This is a genomic window from Janthinobacterium sp. 1_2014MBL_MicDiv (genome assembly GCF_001865675.1).
In the GTDB taxonomy this organism is placed as follows: domain Bacteria; phylum Pseudomonadota; class Gammaproteobacteria; order Burkholderiales; family Burkholderiaceae_D; genus Janthinobacterium.
In genome coordinates this window covers 2,108,785-2,121,964 of the sequence record NZ_CP011319.1, presented here as the reverse complement: position 1 = coordinate 2,121,964, position 13,180 = coordinate 2,108,785, and the positions used below count along the sequence as shown (strand labels likewise).

General features: G+C 64.3%; 13 protein-coding genes. 3 read left to right on the top strand and 10 right to left on the bottom strand.

The genetic code is table 11. The features are described 5' to 3' along the window. Positions 1–3: 3 nt before the first annotated feature. Positions 4–768: a 4'-phosphopantetheinyl transferase family protein gene (locus tag YQ44_RS09425; RefSeq protein WP_071323155.1), complete on the top strand. Its 765-nt coding sequence runs from the start codon at positions 4–6 to the stop codon at positions 766–768. On the opposite strand, the gene YQ44_RS09420 is transcribed toward YQ44_RS09425, so the two are convergent. The 9 genes from YQ44_RS09420 to aceE form a co-directional block, all read right to left on the bottom strand. Then, a complete protein-coding gene (locus tag YQ44_RS09420) occupies positions 759–1,214 on the bottom strand; it encodes a MaoC family dehydratase (protein ID WP_071323154.1) in 456 nt (151 codons plus the stop codon). The genes YQ44_RS09425 and YQ44_RS09420 overlap by 10 nt on opposite strands. Continuing rightward, positions 1,207–1,695, bottom strand: coding sequence for a MaoC family dehydratase (locus tag YQ44_RS09415; RefSeq protein ID WP_071323153.1), 489 nt, complete (start codon positions 1,693–1,695; stop codon positions 1,207–1,209). The genes YQ44_RS09420 and YQ44_RS09415 overlap by 8 nt, the downstream gene beginning before the upstream one ends. Further along, on the bottom strand, positions 1,692–2,837 hold the full coding sequence (locus tag YQ44_RS09410; RefSeq protein WP_071323152.1) for an acyl-CoA dehydrogenase family protein: 1,146 nt from the start codon (positions 2,835–2,837) through the stop codon (positions 1,692–1,694). The genes YQ44_RS09415 and YQ44_RS09410 overlap by 4 nt, the downstream gene beginning before the upstream one ends. A 17-nt stretch (positions 2,838–2,854) precedes the next feature. After that, the gene (locus YQ44_RS09405; protein WP_071323151.1) at positions 2,855–4,045 is read right to left on the bottom strand and encodes an acyl-CoA dehydrogenase family protein; all 1,191 of its coding nucleotides are present in this window, start codon (positions 4,043–4,045) and stop codon (positions 2,855–2,857) included. 230 nt (positions 4,046–4,275) lie between these two features. After that, positions 4,276–5,088, bottom strand: a complete 813-nt coding sequence (locus tag YQ44_RS09400; protein WP_071323150.1) for an APH(3')-I family aminoglycoside O-phosphotransferase — start codon at positions 5,086–5,088, stop codon at positions 4,276–4,278. A 94-nt stretch (positions 5,089–5,182) separates the two neighbouring features. Then, complete coding sequence (locus YQ44_RS28770) at positions 5,183–5,572, bottom strand: hypothetical protein (RefSeq protein WP_156894754.1); 390 nt, start codon at positions 5,570–5,572, stop codon at positions 5,183–5,185. 297 nt (positions 5,573–5,869) lie between these two features. Further along, positions 5,870–7,459, bottom strand: coding sequence for an aspartate:alanine exchanger family transporter (locus tag YQ44_RS09395; RefSeq protein ID WP_071323149.1), 1,590 nt, complete (start codon positions 7,457–7,459; stop codon positions 5,870–5,872). A 267-nt stretch (positions 7,460–7,726) separates the two neighbouring features. Next, entirely contained in the window at positions 7,727–8,353 is a 627-nt protein-coding gene (locus tag YQ44_RS09390; protein ID WP_071323148.1) for a glutathione S-transferase family protein, read from the bottom strand. 19 nt (positions 8,354–8,372) lie between these two features. Next, positions 8,373–11,039 carry a pyruvate dehydrogenase (acetyl-transferring), homodimeric type gene (gene aceE / locus YQ44_RS09385; protein WP_071323147.1) on the bottom strand — a complete coding sequence of 889 codons (2,667 nt, stop codon included), beginning with the start codon at positions 11,037–11,039 and terminating at the stop codon, positions 8,373–8,375. A 135-nt stretch (positions 11,040–11,174) separates the two neighbouring features. Here aceE and YQ44_RS09380 point away from each other — a divergent pair, with 135 nt between their 5' ends. Next, positions 11,175–11,666 (top strand): MarR family winged helix-turn-helix transcriptional regulator, encoded by a 492-nt coding sequence (locus YQ44_RS09380; protein WP_071323146.1) that lies wholly within the window; start codon positions 11,175–11,177, stop codon positions 11,664–11,666. On the opposite strand, the gene YQ44_RS09375 is transcribed toward YQ44_RS09380, so the two are convergent. Beyond that, a complete protein-coding gene (locus YQ44_RS09375; RefSeq protein WP_198043898.1) occupies positions 11,651–12,754 on the bottom strand; it encodes a transketolase-like TK C-terminal-containing protein in 1,104 nt (367 codons plus the stop codon). The two genes, YQ44_RS09380 and YQ44_RS09375, sit on opposite strands and share 16 nt — an antisense overlap. A 136-nt stretch (positions 12,755–12,890) precedes the next feature. On the opposite strand from YQ44_RS09375, the gene YQ44_RS09370 reads away from it, so the two are divergent. After that, entirely contained in the window at positions 12,891–13,079 is a 189-nt protein-coding gene (locus YQ44_RS09370; protein ID WP_071323145.1) for a hypothetical protein, read from the top strand. Positions 13,080–13,180 lie beyond the last annotated feature (101 nt).

The window sequence follows — 13,180 nt, the reverse complement described above, 5'->3', positions numbered from 1 at the left end:
GCGATGCAGATGCTCGAAGGGCAGGACATCGCGCTATGGCAAGTCGACCTCGATGACAGCCACCTCGATGCCTTTGCCGCCAGCCTGAATCCGCTGGAGAACGACAAGGCGCAGCGTTTCCGCAGCCTTGCGCTGCAAACGCGCTACCGCCGCTCGCAGGGCGCCTTGCGCCAGATACTGTCTGACTACCTGGACGTGCCGCCCGCCGCCGTCGCCTTCCGGCATGGCGCTTTCGGCAAACCGGCACTGGCCGGGCAAGCGCTGCAGTTCAACTTGTCGCATAGCGGCAACACGATGCTGCTCGCCATTGCCCGCCATGCCGTCGGCGTCGACCTGGAACAGTGCGCGGGGGCACCGTTCGATATCGAACCCCTGCTCGAACTGCTGTGCCACGCGGACGAACGCGCGGCCATGGCGGCCCTGGCGCCGGACCAGCGCAGGCAACTGTTTTATCCCTTGTGGACGCGCAAGGAAGCGTATCTGAAGGCGCTCGGCACGGGACTGAGCGTGGATTTCCGCCTCGTCAGTTTTGCGCCCGTGGATACCGGGCTGTGGCAGGTGCGGCATGAAGGCATGCCCTCCTCCGCGCCCTATTACTGCCGCGACTTGCCGCGCGGCGATGCCGCGTTTTGCGCCGCCGTCTGTTCGCAGCAGCCGCAGGCGCCGCTCAGTCCCCGCTGCCTGCTGGCTGCCGGCAGCCCCTGCGGGCAAGCGCTGCGCCATGCCCCGTGTTCGACGCTGCCGGCCAGCCGCCTCGGCTACGGATAGCAGCGCATCAGGAACTCCGCCACGCACACGGGCTTGCTGTCGCCCTCGCGCTCCATCGTGACGGCCCAGTTCACCTGCGCTCCTTCCGGCAAGTCATCGACGGAAAGAATGTCGAGCCGCGCGCGCAGCCGGCTGCCGACCGGCACGGGGGCGGGAAAACGCACTTTATTGAGGCCATAGTTGATGGCCATGCGGATGCCCGCCATGCGCATGGCCCCCGCCAGCATGGCCGGCAGCAGCGACAGGGTCAGGAAACCGTGCGCCACCGTGCCGCCATATGGCGACTCGCGCGCGCAGCGTTCCGCATCGACGTGGATCCACTGATGGTCGTCGGTGGCGTCGGCAAAGGTGTCGATGCGCTGCTGGGTGATGGTGAGCCAGTCGGAAACGGCCACGTGCTGTCCCGACAAGGCCTGGAAGCCGGCGATGCCGGCGATATCACGCATGCTCCACTCCTGCCGGGCGGCGGCCGAACATGCCCATGCCCTCGACGGTGGTGACGACGTCGCCATGCTGGTTGCGCACGCTCCACACGGAAACGACGATGCCGCGGTCCGGCTTGCTGCTTGACGGACGCACTTCCTTGACCTGATAGGTCAGCTGCAGGGTATCGCCGGCGCGCACGGGTTTGAGCCAGCGGATGCTGTCCAGGCCGGGCGAGCCCATGCTGGACGAGTGCTTGAGCAGGTTGTCCACCACCAGGCGCATCATCATGCCGCAGGTGTGCCAGCCGCTGGCGATGACGCCCTTGAATATCGTCTTTTCCGCGGCTGCATGGTCGACGTGGAATGGTTGCGGGTCGAAATCCGTGGCGAAGGCGATGATTTCCTTCTCCGTCACATGGCGCTGGCCCAGGTCGATTTCCATGCCCTGCGTAAAGTCTTCAAAATACCAATGTTTGGGTTGGATCTCGGTCAATACGGTCATGCGGTCTCCGTCGGCAAAAAGCCCGGTTGGGCGATAAAGCGCTCGATATGGTGCTCCACGTCGCCCAGGGTCAGGGCGATCATGCTCAAACGCTTGAAATGGTGGGCGGCGGGCAATTCATCGGTGACGCCCATGCCGCCATGCAATTGCACGGCTTGCTGGCCGACAAAGGTGGCGGCCAGCCCCACCCGCGCCTTGGCGGCGGACACGGTACGGCGCCGCTCCGCCACATCGTTGCTGTCGGCCTTGGCGGCGGCCAGCATGGCCATCGAGCGCGCTTGCTCCAGGTGGATGAACATGTCGGCCATGCGGTGCTGCAAGGCCTGGAACTTGCCGATGGGCGCGCCGAACTGCTGGCGCGTCTTCAGGTATTCCAGGGTGGCGGCAAAGATGGCGTCCATGGCGCCCACGGCTTCCGCGCACAGCAGGGTGGCGCCATAGTCGAGCGCCGCGTCCAGCACGGGCCAGCCCTGCCCCGCCTGGCCGATCAGCGCCTCATGCCCGAGCACCACTTGCACGAGGGTCACGGTGGCGGCCCGCTGGCCGTCGATGGTGCGGTAGTCGCGCACGGTCACGCCGGGCGCGTCGGCCGGCACGAGGAATAAGGAAATGCCGTCCGTGCCGTCCTGGCGGCCGCCGCTGCGCGCCGAGACGATCAAGGCGCCCGCCTGCGCACCGTGGAGGACGACGGTTTTCACGCCGTCCAGCACGAAGCCGTCGCCGCTGGCCGTGGCCGTGGTGGCGATATCGTGCAAGTCGTGGCGCGATTGCTGTTCTCCGAGCGCGCACGCCAGTTTCAGGCTGCCGCCGGCAACCTGCTCGAGCACGCCATCGTGGCCGCCGGCCAACGTGAGGAAACGCGCCCCCAGCACGGTAGCCAGGTAGGGCTCGACCACGAGGCCGCGTCCCAGTTCCTGCATCACCAGCAGCATGTCGACGGCCGTGCCGTCGAAACCGCCCGCGCCGGCCGGCAGCGGCAAGGCCGTCATGCCCAGCTCGGCCAGGGTGGCCCAGGCCGCATCCGACGTGCCCGTTGCCGAATGGATGATCGCCTGGCGCGTCTCGAAGCGGTAATCCTTGTCGACCCAGCGCCTGAGCGCATCGGCGAATTGCTGCTGTTCCTGATTAAAATTGAAGTCCATGTCGTCTCCCTCTCGCCTCACAGGCCCAGGATCATCTGCGTGATGATGTTTTTCTGGATTTCATTCGAGCCGCCATAGATCGATGTCTTGCGGTAATTAAAGTAATACGCGGCCAGCGGCGCAGCCAGGTCGTCGCCTGCGCTGCTGTGCGGCGCGCTGCCGTCAAGAAAATCGGGGTCGAAGGGCAAGGCTTGCGGGCCGATGGCTTCGACCATCAGTTCCGTCAGCTGCTGCTGCAATTCCGAGCCGCGCACCTTCAGCATCGACGCCTGCGGTCCCGGCCCCTTGCCCTCTTCGCTGATGACGCGCAAGACCGTCATTTCCAGCGCCATCAATTCGATTTCCAGGTGGGCCACCTTGGCGGCGAACGCGGGGTCGTGCAGCAAGGGCGCGCCGCGCTTGTTCTGCCGCATGGCCAGCTGCTTGAGGAAGGTCAATTCGCGCTGCGAACGTCCGACGGCGGCGATGCCCGTGCGCTCGTGGCCCAGCAGGTACTTGGCGTAGGTCCAGCCCTTGTTTTCCTGGCCCACCAGGTTGCTGACGGGCACGCGCACATTGTCGAAGAAGACTTCGTTCACTTCATGCTCTTCATCGAGCATGATGATGGGGCGCACGGTGATGCCCGGCGTTTTCATGTCGATCAGCAAGAAACTGATGCCTTCCTGCTTGCGCACCGTGCTGTCCGTGCGCACCAGGCAAAAGATCATGTCCGCATGCTGGCCCAAGGTGGTCCAGGTTTTCTGGCCATTGACGATGTAGTGGTCGCCATCGCGCTCGGCCGTGGTTTTCAGCGAGGCCAGGTCGGAGCCGGCGCCCGGTTCCGAATACCCCTGGCACCACCAGTCGTCGCAGTTGAGGATGCGCGGCAGGTAATAGGCTTTTTGCTCGGCGTTGGCGAAGGCCATGATGACGGGCGCCACCATGTTGACGCCGAACGGCAGAATGGGCGGCGTGGCGGCGCGCGCGCACTCGTCTTCCCAGATATGGCGCTGCACGGCGGTCCAACCCGTGCCGCCGTATTCGACGGGCCAGGCCGGCGCGGCCCAGCCTTGCTGCGCAACAATCTTGTGCCAGCGCACATAATCGTCCTTGGTCAGGCGCAGGTGCTGGCGCACCTTGCGCTGCAAGTCCGCCGGCAGATGGCTGTCGAGGAAGGCGCGCACCGTGTCGCGGAACGCCGTCTCCCCGGCCGTGTAATGCAAGTCCATGTCTGTCTCCTTGTTCTTATGATATGCCGTGATGACTGCACGCAAGGAAGCTCAGCGCACAAAAAAGCACGACCGTTCTCAAGGATTGTACAACAGAATCGGCGCAGCGCCAGTGCTTTTACACGGGGCGCGGCAAGGGGAATCGGCTGAAATCATCTGGAAGTGGCCGGCAGTGGCCGGCTGCCGTCATTGGCGGCTTTCGCCCCAAAGCGGATACCAATGGGGCGACCTTAAAATAACTCGTCGAGCATCAAGTGGAAGTGCAGCTTGTCCCGATCAGGCTTGGGGACGCCATATTGCTCCAGGAATCTCTGCTGAAGCGGTGCACCGAACTCTGCAAGGCAATTCCAGGCGATGGCGAGGTCCTGGTAGCGATCGGCAATGCCAGCTCGACCCACATCGATGCAGGCAAACGCCTCCCCGTCGATGAGCATATTATCGAGCGAAAAGTCGCCGTGGGTGACCACCGGATCGGGCGCGAGTGGCAACAGGGCTTGCATGGCGTCCCATACCTGCTCCGCCGTCCAGCCTTCACGCTCGTCGTCGAAGTCGTCTTCGTCCACCAGACCCGCATCGATGCGCGTACGCGCACGAACCAGGCGGTAGCCATGCTCGCTCGTAAAAGGGCAGTCGCTAATGGGGATTGCATGTATCTGTCGCAGGAAAGCCGCGATAGCGTCCACGACAGCGGTTCTGCGTTCGGGATAGGCTTCCAGTATCTGGTAAGCAGTTTTCCCGGGTACCGGCGTCATGAGCAACCATGCCTCGTCATCCGCGCGGGTGAAATGCACGACGGCGGGCACGGGGACATATCCCCCCAGCCAGCGCAGCCTGACCATTTCATCGGCGATGTCATCGGCAATGGCATCTTTGCCGTGTTTCAAAAACAGTTCGGGACGATGCGCCTTGCCGTGGAGCCGGTACACGGCTCCGCCCGATGCGCCTACCGTGTCACGCCCCCACTCGTATCCGGCCAGCTCGGCCGACAGGCTGGCCGGCATCTGCACGGCTGCGCACGCTTTCTCGCGATTCATATCATGCATCCGGTTTAGCTTGGAATTCCGTCCATCATGCAGCGTCCTCTTCTGGCCGGTTACAGTCCCTGGCTGCTTCCGCCGCCGTATCCAGACCATGGATTCAGTCCATCCATTTTACGGTGGGGCCAAATCCTGGTGCCGCTTCTACCATGGCCGTCGCCGCCAACAGTGTTGGATGAGCGCCCCCACCAGCAGTGTAGCGGTCGCGCTCAGTTGTACTGCCGTAATGAATGTAGAACGTTTCCCGCTCATGGTCATCCACGAATTCTGGAAGATCTTCATAATCGCCGGAACCATAGCAAATAGGCCCTCGCACAATCACGACGTCACACGTGATTTGGCCGTCATATAGAAATGTGCCAGTCTTAACGACTTCTTGGCCTTCTTGAAGTATCAACACTCTTTTTCCATCCATAGAAATTTGCGCCGTACCAGCTACCGTCGGCTCTTGGCCCATACGAATCATGTTCGTGACTAATTGTTGAGACAATAGATGCCCTCAACTTCATCCGAAGCCAGCTTGGCAAGGCGACCTTCTCTTTCCTGTACTGGCACAAGGAGCCTTGCTCGTTCAGTCGCGTGCGAGAGGCATAGCTCACGTAAGCCTTACTTTCCCATTCTCCATCGCTACAGTTTTCCAGCGCGGCAGGCAGCCACTCGAATTCAGCGGCCTGCATTTTCACTGCATCGTTCCACATCCGGGGATGAAAGGCAGCGACGCGGCCAATCCCCATTTTACTCATGCAATACTCCAGATTGCTATTCAAATATCCGCTCCTGGCCGCCATCAGCCATACAAATGCAGCAGCACTTGTACGGCGACGATCTTGACGATGGTCATGCTGGGGAAAATCATGGCGTAGCCGAGGTTCGGGCGGTCCGACCGGGCCAGGCGGTTGGCGAACACCAGCACGGCCGGGTTGCCCGTGGCGCCGGCCGCGATGCCCAGCAACTCGGGAAAGGGCAGGCGCAGGAAGACCTTGCCCAAAATCACGACGAGGGCCACCACCACCAGCACCGTCACGGCTCCCAGCGCCAGCATGGGCAAGCCATCGGCGCCCACCTGCTGCACGAACGGCAAGCCGGAGGCCATGCCGACGGAAGCGAGGAAAATCGTCAAGCCATAGTTGCGCATGACCAGGTTGGCCGACAGCGGCAAGCGCCAGCTGACCTTGCCGACGCGCCCCAGGCGGCCCAGGATGAGCGCCATCACCAGCGGTCCGCCGGCCAGCCCCAGGCTGAACGAGCCTATCCACGGCAACGGTATCGGTACCAGCCCCAGCAGCACGCCCAGCACCATGCCCATGCCCAGCGAGACATAGCTGAACTCGGCCGTGGCCGTGATGGAATTGCCGAACAGCTTGCGCACGTCGGCCGCATGTTTCGCCGGTGCAATGGCCATCACCCTGTCGCCGAATTCCAAGGTCAGGAAGGGATGGGGCAGTATCATGGCGTCGCCACGGCGTATGAAGGCGATCTGCAACGGGAAATCCTTGCCCAGGTTCAATTCCCCCAGCGGCACGCCGACGATTTCCGCGTCCGAGACGAACACTTCATTGCCATCGAAATCGCTGCGGTCCTTCATCAAACGGCCCGGGTCCAGGTGGCCCAGCGCCGTGCGCGCCGCTTCCACGCCCTCGACCGTGCCCGACACCATCAGCGCATCGCCCACGCCGATCACCATGGACGGATCGGGCAAGCGGTTCTGGTGCCCCTGGCGCACGCCGATCACCTGCACGCCCGCCAGCGGGCCATCGGCCAGTTCGGACAGGGCGGCGCCCGCCAAGCGCGCTTCGTCGATGGTGATTTCCGACACGATGATGGGCGCGGGCGGCGGCGTCAACACGGGTTTTAATATGCGCCCGGCCAGGTACAGGCCCAGCATGGGACCGACGACGCCGAACGGATAGGCGACGGCATAACCGACGGCCGCGTCGCCATTGCCATGCGATGCTTCCAGCGCCGCCTGCAGGGCCGCCGTGCTGGTCATGGCGCCGGCAAACACGCCGCTGGCCATGCGCAGCGAAATGTCGATCCACTGCCCGCCCCAGACGGACACGGCCAGGCCGCCCATGACGGCAACGAAAGCGATCAGGTTATGTTTCTGGCCCGCGCCGCGCAAGCCGGCGAAGAACTGCGTGCCGTACTGCACGCCGATGCCATACAGGAAGAGCAGCAAGCCGATGGAACCGACCAGCGGCGGCGGCACGGAGCCGGGAGCGAAGGCGCCCAGCGCCAGGCCGGCAAACAGCACGCCGCCCACGCCCAGCGAAAAGCCGAACACGCTGACGCGCCCCAGCGCATAACCGGCGCCGATGACGAGAAACAGGGCCAGGATCGGCGACGATTCCAGGGTATGGCGGAAGAGTTCGAGCATGGGGCAGCCTTATTCTGGGGAATGCCCAGTTTAGCATGCACAAAAGCAATACGATGCCCGTATGACAAGCAAGCGTGCGCCGCATGGGGTGGCAAAAAACGGGCAAAAAAAAGCCCGCTGCGGGAGCGGGCTGAATCTAATTCCTGTGAGGAAGTAGAGGAGACAGGAGCATGATGCCGCATTGCAGCATATTGATCCAATTGTATGTTGTGATGATAGAAATATGATTTATCAATATCTGCGCCCCTGCCCTCGCGGCTCCCCGGCTCACGCCGCTTGCCGTCCGGCCTCCACGCGCTGCGCTTCCCGTACGGCGGGACGCTCGCCCACGCGCGCGATCAGGTGTTTGACCCGCGGAAAGGCCGACAGATCCACCCTGGCATATGCCGACCAGCCGAGGATGGTGTACAGATAGGCATCCGCGATCGAATAGCGCTCGCCCAGCAGATACGGCCCGCCGGCCGCCAGTTGGCGCTCCACGTAGTCTAGCCGCGCGGCGATGCGCGAGCGGGCCACGTCCTGCGCCTGCGTGCCGTATTCCGGGTGAAACAGCCAGGGGCTGTAGGCCTTGTGCAGCTCGGTGGCGATAAAGCCCAGCCACGACTGCAGCTGCACGCGCGCCAGCGTGCCCGGCGGCGGCGCCAGGCCGCTGGCCGGCGCCAGGTCGGCCAGGTATTGCACGATGGCCGTTCCCTCCAGCAAGATAGTGCCATCGTCAAGCGCCAGCGCCGGCACGTACAGGTTCGGGTTGGTGCGCGCATAATCGGCGCCCGTTTCCGTGATGCGGGGAATGGCCTTGATGTCGACGCGCGCCAGTTCCAGCGCGATGCCCGCCTCGATGGCGACGATGTGCGGCGACAGCGAGCACGTGCCCGTTGCGTAATACAGCTTCATGATCAGTCTCCTGAAAAGGTTACACGGATGCGGGATCGAGCTTTTCCACGTCGATGCCGTACTTGCGGATGGCGTCGCCCACCAGGCTGCGCGCCACCCTCCCCTCATCGGCCAGCGCCGTCAGCGCGGCCAGCACGATGAAATGGCGGTCCACTTCAAAGAAGGTGCGCAGCGATTCGCGCGTATCGGAGCGGCCGAAGCCGTCCGTGCCCAGCGTGACGAAATGCCGGTCGGTGACAAACGGGCGCACCTGGTCGCCGACGATCTTCATGTAGTCGGTGGCCACCACGACGGGGCCTTGCCGGCCGGCCAGGCATTGCGCGACATACGGCACGCGCGGCGCACTGTCCGGGTGCAGCATGTTCCAGCGCTGCACGGCCAGGCCGTCGCGCCGCACTTGCGTCAGGCTGGTGGCGCTCCACACATCGGCCGCCACGCCGAAATCCTGCTGCAGCAGCGCGGCGGCGGCCAGCACTTCGCGCAGGATGGAGCCGCTGCCCATCAGCTGCACGCGCGCCGCCGCCGCGTCCTGGCTTTCCTCCAGCAGGTACAGGCCCCGCAGGATGCCCGCCTCGGCCCCGGCCGGCATGGCCGGATGCGGATAGTTTTCGTTGAGCAAGGTGATGTAGTAAAAAATGTCTTCCTGCTCGGCAAACATGCGGCGCATGCCATCGTGGATGATCACGGCCAGCTCGTAGGCATAGGTGGGATCGTAGGAGATGCAGTTGGGAATGACGGACGACAGCACATGGCTGTGGCCATCGTCATGCTGGAGGCCTTCGCCCATCAACGTCGTGCGTCCCGACGTGGCGCCCAGCAGGAAGCCACGCGTGCGGGCATCGGCCGCCGCCCACGCCAGGTCGCCCACGCGCTGCAAGCCGAACATCGAATAAAAAATGTAGAACGGAATGGTGGCCAGGCCATGGTTGCTGTACGAGGTGCCGGCGGCGATCCAGGAGGAAATGGCCCCCGATTCGTTGATCCCCTCCTGCAAGATCTGCCCATCCTTGGCTTCCTTGTAATAGCTGAGCTGCCCGGCGTCCTGCGGCGTGTACAGCTGGCCCAGGTAGGAATGGATGCCGATCTGGCGGAACAGGCCTTCCATGCCGAACGTGCGCGATTCGTCGGGCACGATGGGCACGATGATCTTGCTCAAGGCGGGGTCTTTCAGCAGGGTGCCGAGGATGCGCACGAAGGCCATGGTGGTCGACGCACCCCGCTCGCCACTATCCTTGAGCTGGGTGGCGAACGTGGACAGCGGCGGCACGGCCAAGGGCTCAGCCTTGCCGATGCGGGCCGGGATATAGCCGCCCAACTGCGCCCGGCGGGCGGCAAAGTAGCGCGCTTCCGCGCTGTCCGGCGCCGGTTTCAGATACGGCATTTCTTCCAGCTGGGCATCGCTGACGGGCAGCGCGAAGCGGTCGCGAAACGCGCGCACGGCGTCGGCGCTCATCTTTTTCAGCTGGTGGTTGATATTCTGCCCCTCGCCCGCCTCGCCCATGCCGAAACCCTTGACGGTCTTCGCCAGGATCACGGTGGGACGGCCAGGCGTGCGCATGGCCTCGGCATATGCGGCGTGGACTTTCTCGGGATCGTGTCCGCCCCGCGTCAGCTGCCAGATATCATCGTCCGACAGGTGCGCCACCAGCGCCAGCAGTGCCGGATACTTGCCGAAGAAATGTTCGCGCACATACGCGCCATTCTGCGACTTGAAGGTCTGGTAATCGCCATCCACGCATTCCATCATGCGCTGGCGCAACAAGCCGCTCGTATCACGCGCCAGCAAGGCATCCCAGCCGCTGCCCCAGATGACCTTGATGACATGCCAGCCGGCCGCGCGGAACGTGCCTTCCAGCTCCTGGATGACCTTGCTGTTGCCGCGCACGGGACCGTCGAGGCGCTGCAGGTTGCAGTTCACCACGAAGATCAGGTTATCCAGGCGCTCGCGTCCGCCCAGCGAAATGGCGGCCAGGGATTCGGGCTGGTCCATCTCGCCATCGCCGAGAAAGGCCCACACCTTGCGGCCCTGGTGCTGCTTCAAGCCACGGTACTCGAGGTAGCGCATGAAGCGGGCCTGGTAGGCGGCCGTCAGCGGGCCCAGGCCCATGGAGACGGTGGGAAATTGCCAGAAGTCGGGCATCAGGCGCGGATGCGGGTACGAGGACAGGCCCTCGCGGCCCGCTTCGCGGCGGTAATTGTCCAGTTGCGCTTCCGTGATGCGCCCTTCCAGGTAGGCGCGGCCATAGATGCCGGGCGCGGAATGGCCCTGGATGTAGACCAGGTCGCCGGCGAACTGGTCCGTGCGGCCACGGAAGAAGTGGTCGAAGCCCACGTCGTACAGCACGGCCGCCGACTGGTAGGTGGCGATGTGGCCGCCCACGTTCGAGTGTTTCGCCGCGCGCAAGACCATCACCATGGCGTTCCAGCGGATGTAGGCATTCAGGCGGCGCTCGATGGCCAGGTCGCCCGGATAGGCGGCCTGGCGTTCGGCGGCGATGCTGTTGGTATAGGCCGTGGTGACGCGGCCATGCAGGCCGCCGTGCTGCGCGGCATCGGAATCGACGAGCTGGTCGAGCAAATAATGGGCGCGCAGGCGCCCTTCCACGGCGACGACGGCCTGCATCGCCTCCAGCCATTCTTGGGTTTCCTGCGGATCGATATCGGGCACAGCAAGGGATGTGGGCATGGCGGTCTCCTGGGTAAGGGCATTTCAGCTACACGAATAATTGCCGATGCAATCATTGCATTTGCAATCGTTATGCCGGCCATTGTATAGCGCTATAATTGCATTTGCAACTGTGATCGAATGAGAGGAATATTTATGTCTGCAACTGAGTCCGCAACCGCGCCTGCCACTACATCGGCGCAGGCGCCCGACCTGTGGTTCTCGTTCGTGCGCACGCACCGATTGATGATCCGCGAAATCGAGCGCCGCCTCGCCGCGGCCGACTTGCCCGTGTATGCGTGGTATGACGTGCTGTGGGGCCTGGAAAGCGGCCAGGACGGCTCGCGCCGCATGCATGAGCTGGCCGATGCGCTGGCCATCGAGCGCTATAACCTGACGCGCCTGGTGGACAAGCTGGAAACGGACCGGCTGGTGACGCGTACGCGCTCGATGGACGACGGGCGCGCCGCCTTCGTCTCCATCACGGAAGATGGCAAGGTCTTGCGCAAGAAGATGTGGGCCGTCTACCAGGCCACGGTGGCGGACCTGTTCCTGGCGCAATTTGACAGCGGCGAGCAGCAGGATTTCAGCGCCGCCCTGGCCCGCGCCGCCGAGGCGGCCCGCAGCGCCGCTCAGAGCAAGGCGTAACGCCGCAGCGCGTCGTCGACGAGCTGCACGGGCAACGCGCCGTCGTCGGCCAGGGCCTTGAGCGCCGTGACGGCCAGCCAGGGCGCGCTCGTTTCCATCCGGGTGTCGGCGCCGATGGCGAGGAAACGCCCGCGCACGTAAGCGCCGATCTGGCCCGCGATATGCTGCCCATAAGCGGTGACGGCGATGACGGGCGCGGCGCTGCCGTCGAGGCAGCGCTGCACATGGGCCAGCCTGGGGACGGCGCGCGGATGGCGGCAGTTCCATTGCTCCGCCGCCTGCGCATCGCGCGCCAGGCGCGTATAGCTGGGGCAACTCCACACTTGCGCGACAATGCCCCAGTCTTCCTCCAGCAGGCGGGCGGCATCGGCAACGACGGCCAGCATCCGTCCCGCCCCGCACAGGCGCACCCGGCATGGCGCCGCCCCCGGCGGCGACACGCGGTACATGCCCAGGCCGGCCGCTGCCGCATCGGCGGCCGACAAGGGCGCCGCCACCGTCGAATCGCCCGCATCCTCATCATGCGTGGCCAGGTAGAAATAGCCGGGCTGCCGTGCCACATACAGGGTTTCCAGGGCCGCGCGCAGGATCGCGCGCACTTCCTCGCCGTTAGCCGGGTCGAACGGCGTGCAATTATGCTGCGCAACCAGCCAGGCGGGCAGCGCAGGCTGCACGCCCTTGTGCCAGCGCGAGGCTTGCGTTTCCGCATCGTTGCAGACGATGCCACGCTCACCCGACTCGGCCAGCACGCCGCGCAATGCCGGGAGCGAGGCGGGACTGCACAGGTACAGCAACGGCTTTTCCCCCTGCATCGCTCCATGGCGGTAGCGCAAGGACCATGCGCCTGCGGACGCGCCCAGTGCCCAGGCGTCGCCGTCCGCTGATGGCGACTCTCCCAGGCACATGCGCGCGACCATGGCGCCGCCCTGCTTCAGGCGGCCCGCCATGGCGCCCAGCGCGCGGCGTGGCGAAGCGTGTGCTGGCGGCAAGCCTGGCGCCGGCGCGAGCGCGGCCAGGCAGGCTTGGGCGGCGTGGCGCGTCTCGCCGCCTGGCAGTGGCGGAAGGGGAAATGAAGAGGGCATATGCATGGCGGCTCCTGTGTCGGTATCGCTTGCGCATGGCAGACATTGCCTATACGATTGCAAATGCAATGATTGTAATTGCAATTATTTGCGCGAGCAAGGCATACGACACCAACGAAACCCCTGTCCTCAAGGTAAAAAAATGACGCTGAACAATCCTGAAACCGTGCGCATGGCTTACGCCGTGAAACTGACGAATGCGCAGATCGAGGCGGCAAAGAAGCTGTATGCCGCACACTTCGGCGGCGCCGACAACCCGCAGGCGATCGCGGCCATCATCACGGCGCTAGCGCGCAATTACAGCTCGGCCGTGGCGGCGAATGTGCTGTAGTCTATGCAGACAGGCAAAAAAAAGCCCGCTACGGGAGCGGGCTGAATCTACATCCTTGGAGGAGATAGAGGAGACAAGAGAATGATGCCGCATCGCAGCAT

Bases quoted from the DNA above. Each gene is read 5' to 3' on its own strand.
- YQ44_RS09405 (WP_071323151.1), bottom strand. From the start codon at position 4,045: ATGGACTTGCATTACACGGCCGGGGAGACGGCGTTCCGCGACACGGTG.
- YQ44_RS09375 (WP_198043898.1), bottom strand. From the start codon at position 12,754: ATGCATATGCCCTCTTCATTTCCCCTTCCGCCACTGCCAGGCGGCGAG.
- YQ44_RS09420 (WP_071323154.1), bottom strand. From the start codon at position 1,214: ATGCGTGATATCGCCGGCATCGCCGGCTTCCAGGCCTTGTCGGGACAG.
- YQ44_RS09410 (WP_071323152.1), bottom strand. From the start codon at position 2,837: ATGGACTTCAATTTTAATCAGGAACAGCAGCAATTCGCCGATGCGCTC.
- YQ44_RS09400 (WP_071323150.1), bottom strand. From the start codon at position 5,088: ATGCATGATATGAATCGCGAGAAAGCGTGCGCAGCCGTGCAGATGCCG.
- YQ44_RS09415 (WP_071323153.1), bottom strand. From the start codon at position 1,695: ATGACCGTATTGACCGAGATCCAACCCAAACATTGGTATTTTGAAGAC.
- YQ44_RS09380 (WP_071323146.1), top strand. From the start codon at position 11,175: ATGTCTGCAACTGAGTCCGCAACCGCGCCTGCCACTACATCGGCGCAG.
- YQ44_RS09390 (WP_071323148.1), bottom strand. From the start codon at position 8,353: ATGAAGCTGTATTACGCAACGGGCACGTGCTCGCTGTCGCCGCACATC.
- YQ44_RS09370 (WP_071323145.1), top strand. From the start codon at position 12,891: ATGACGCTGAACAATCCTGAAACCGTGCGCATGGCTTACGCCGTGAAA.
- YQ44_RS09425 (WP_071323155.1), top strand. From the start codon at position 4: ATGCAGATGCTCGAAGGGCAGGACATCGCGCTATGGCAAGTCGACCTC.
- aceE (WP_071323147.1), bottom strand. From the start codon at position 11,039: ATGCCCACATCCCTTGCTGTGCCCGATATCGATCCGCAGGAAACCCAA.
- YQ44_RS09395 (WP_071323149.1), bottom strand. From the start codon at position 7,459: ATGCTCGAACTCTTCCGCCATACCCTGGAATCGTCGCCGATCCTGGCC.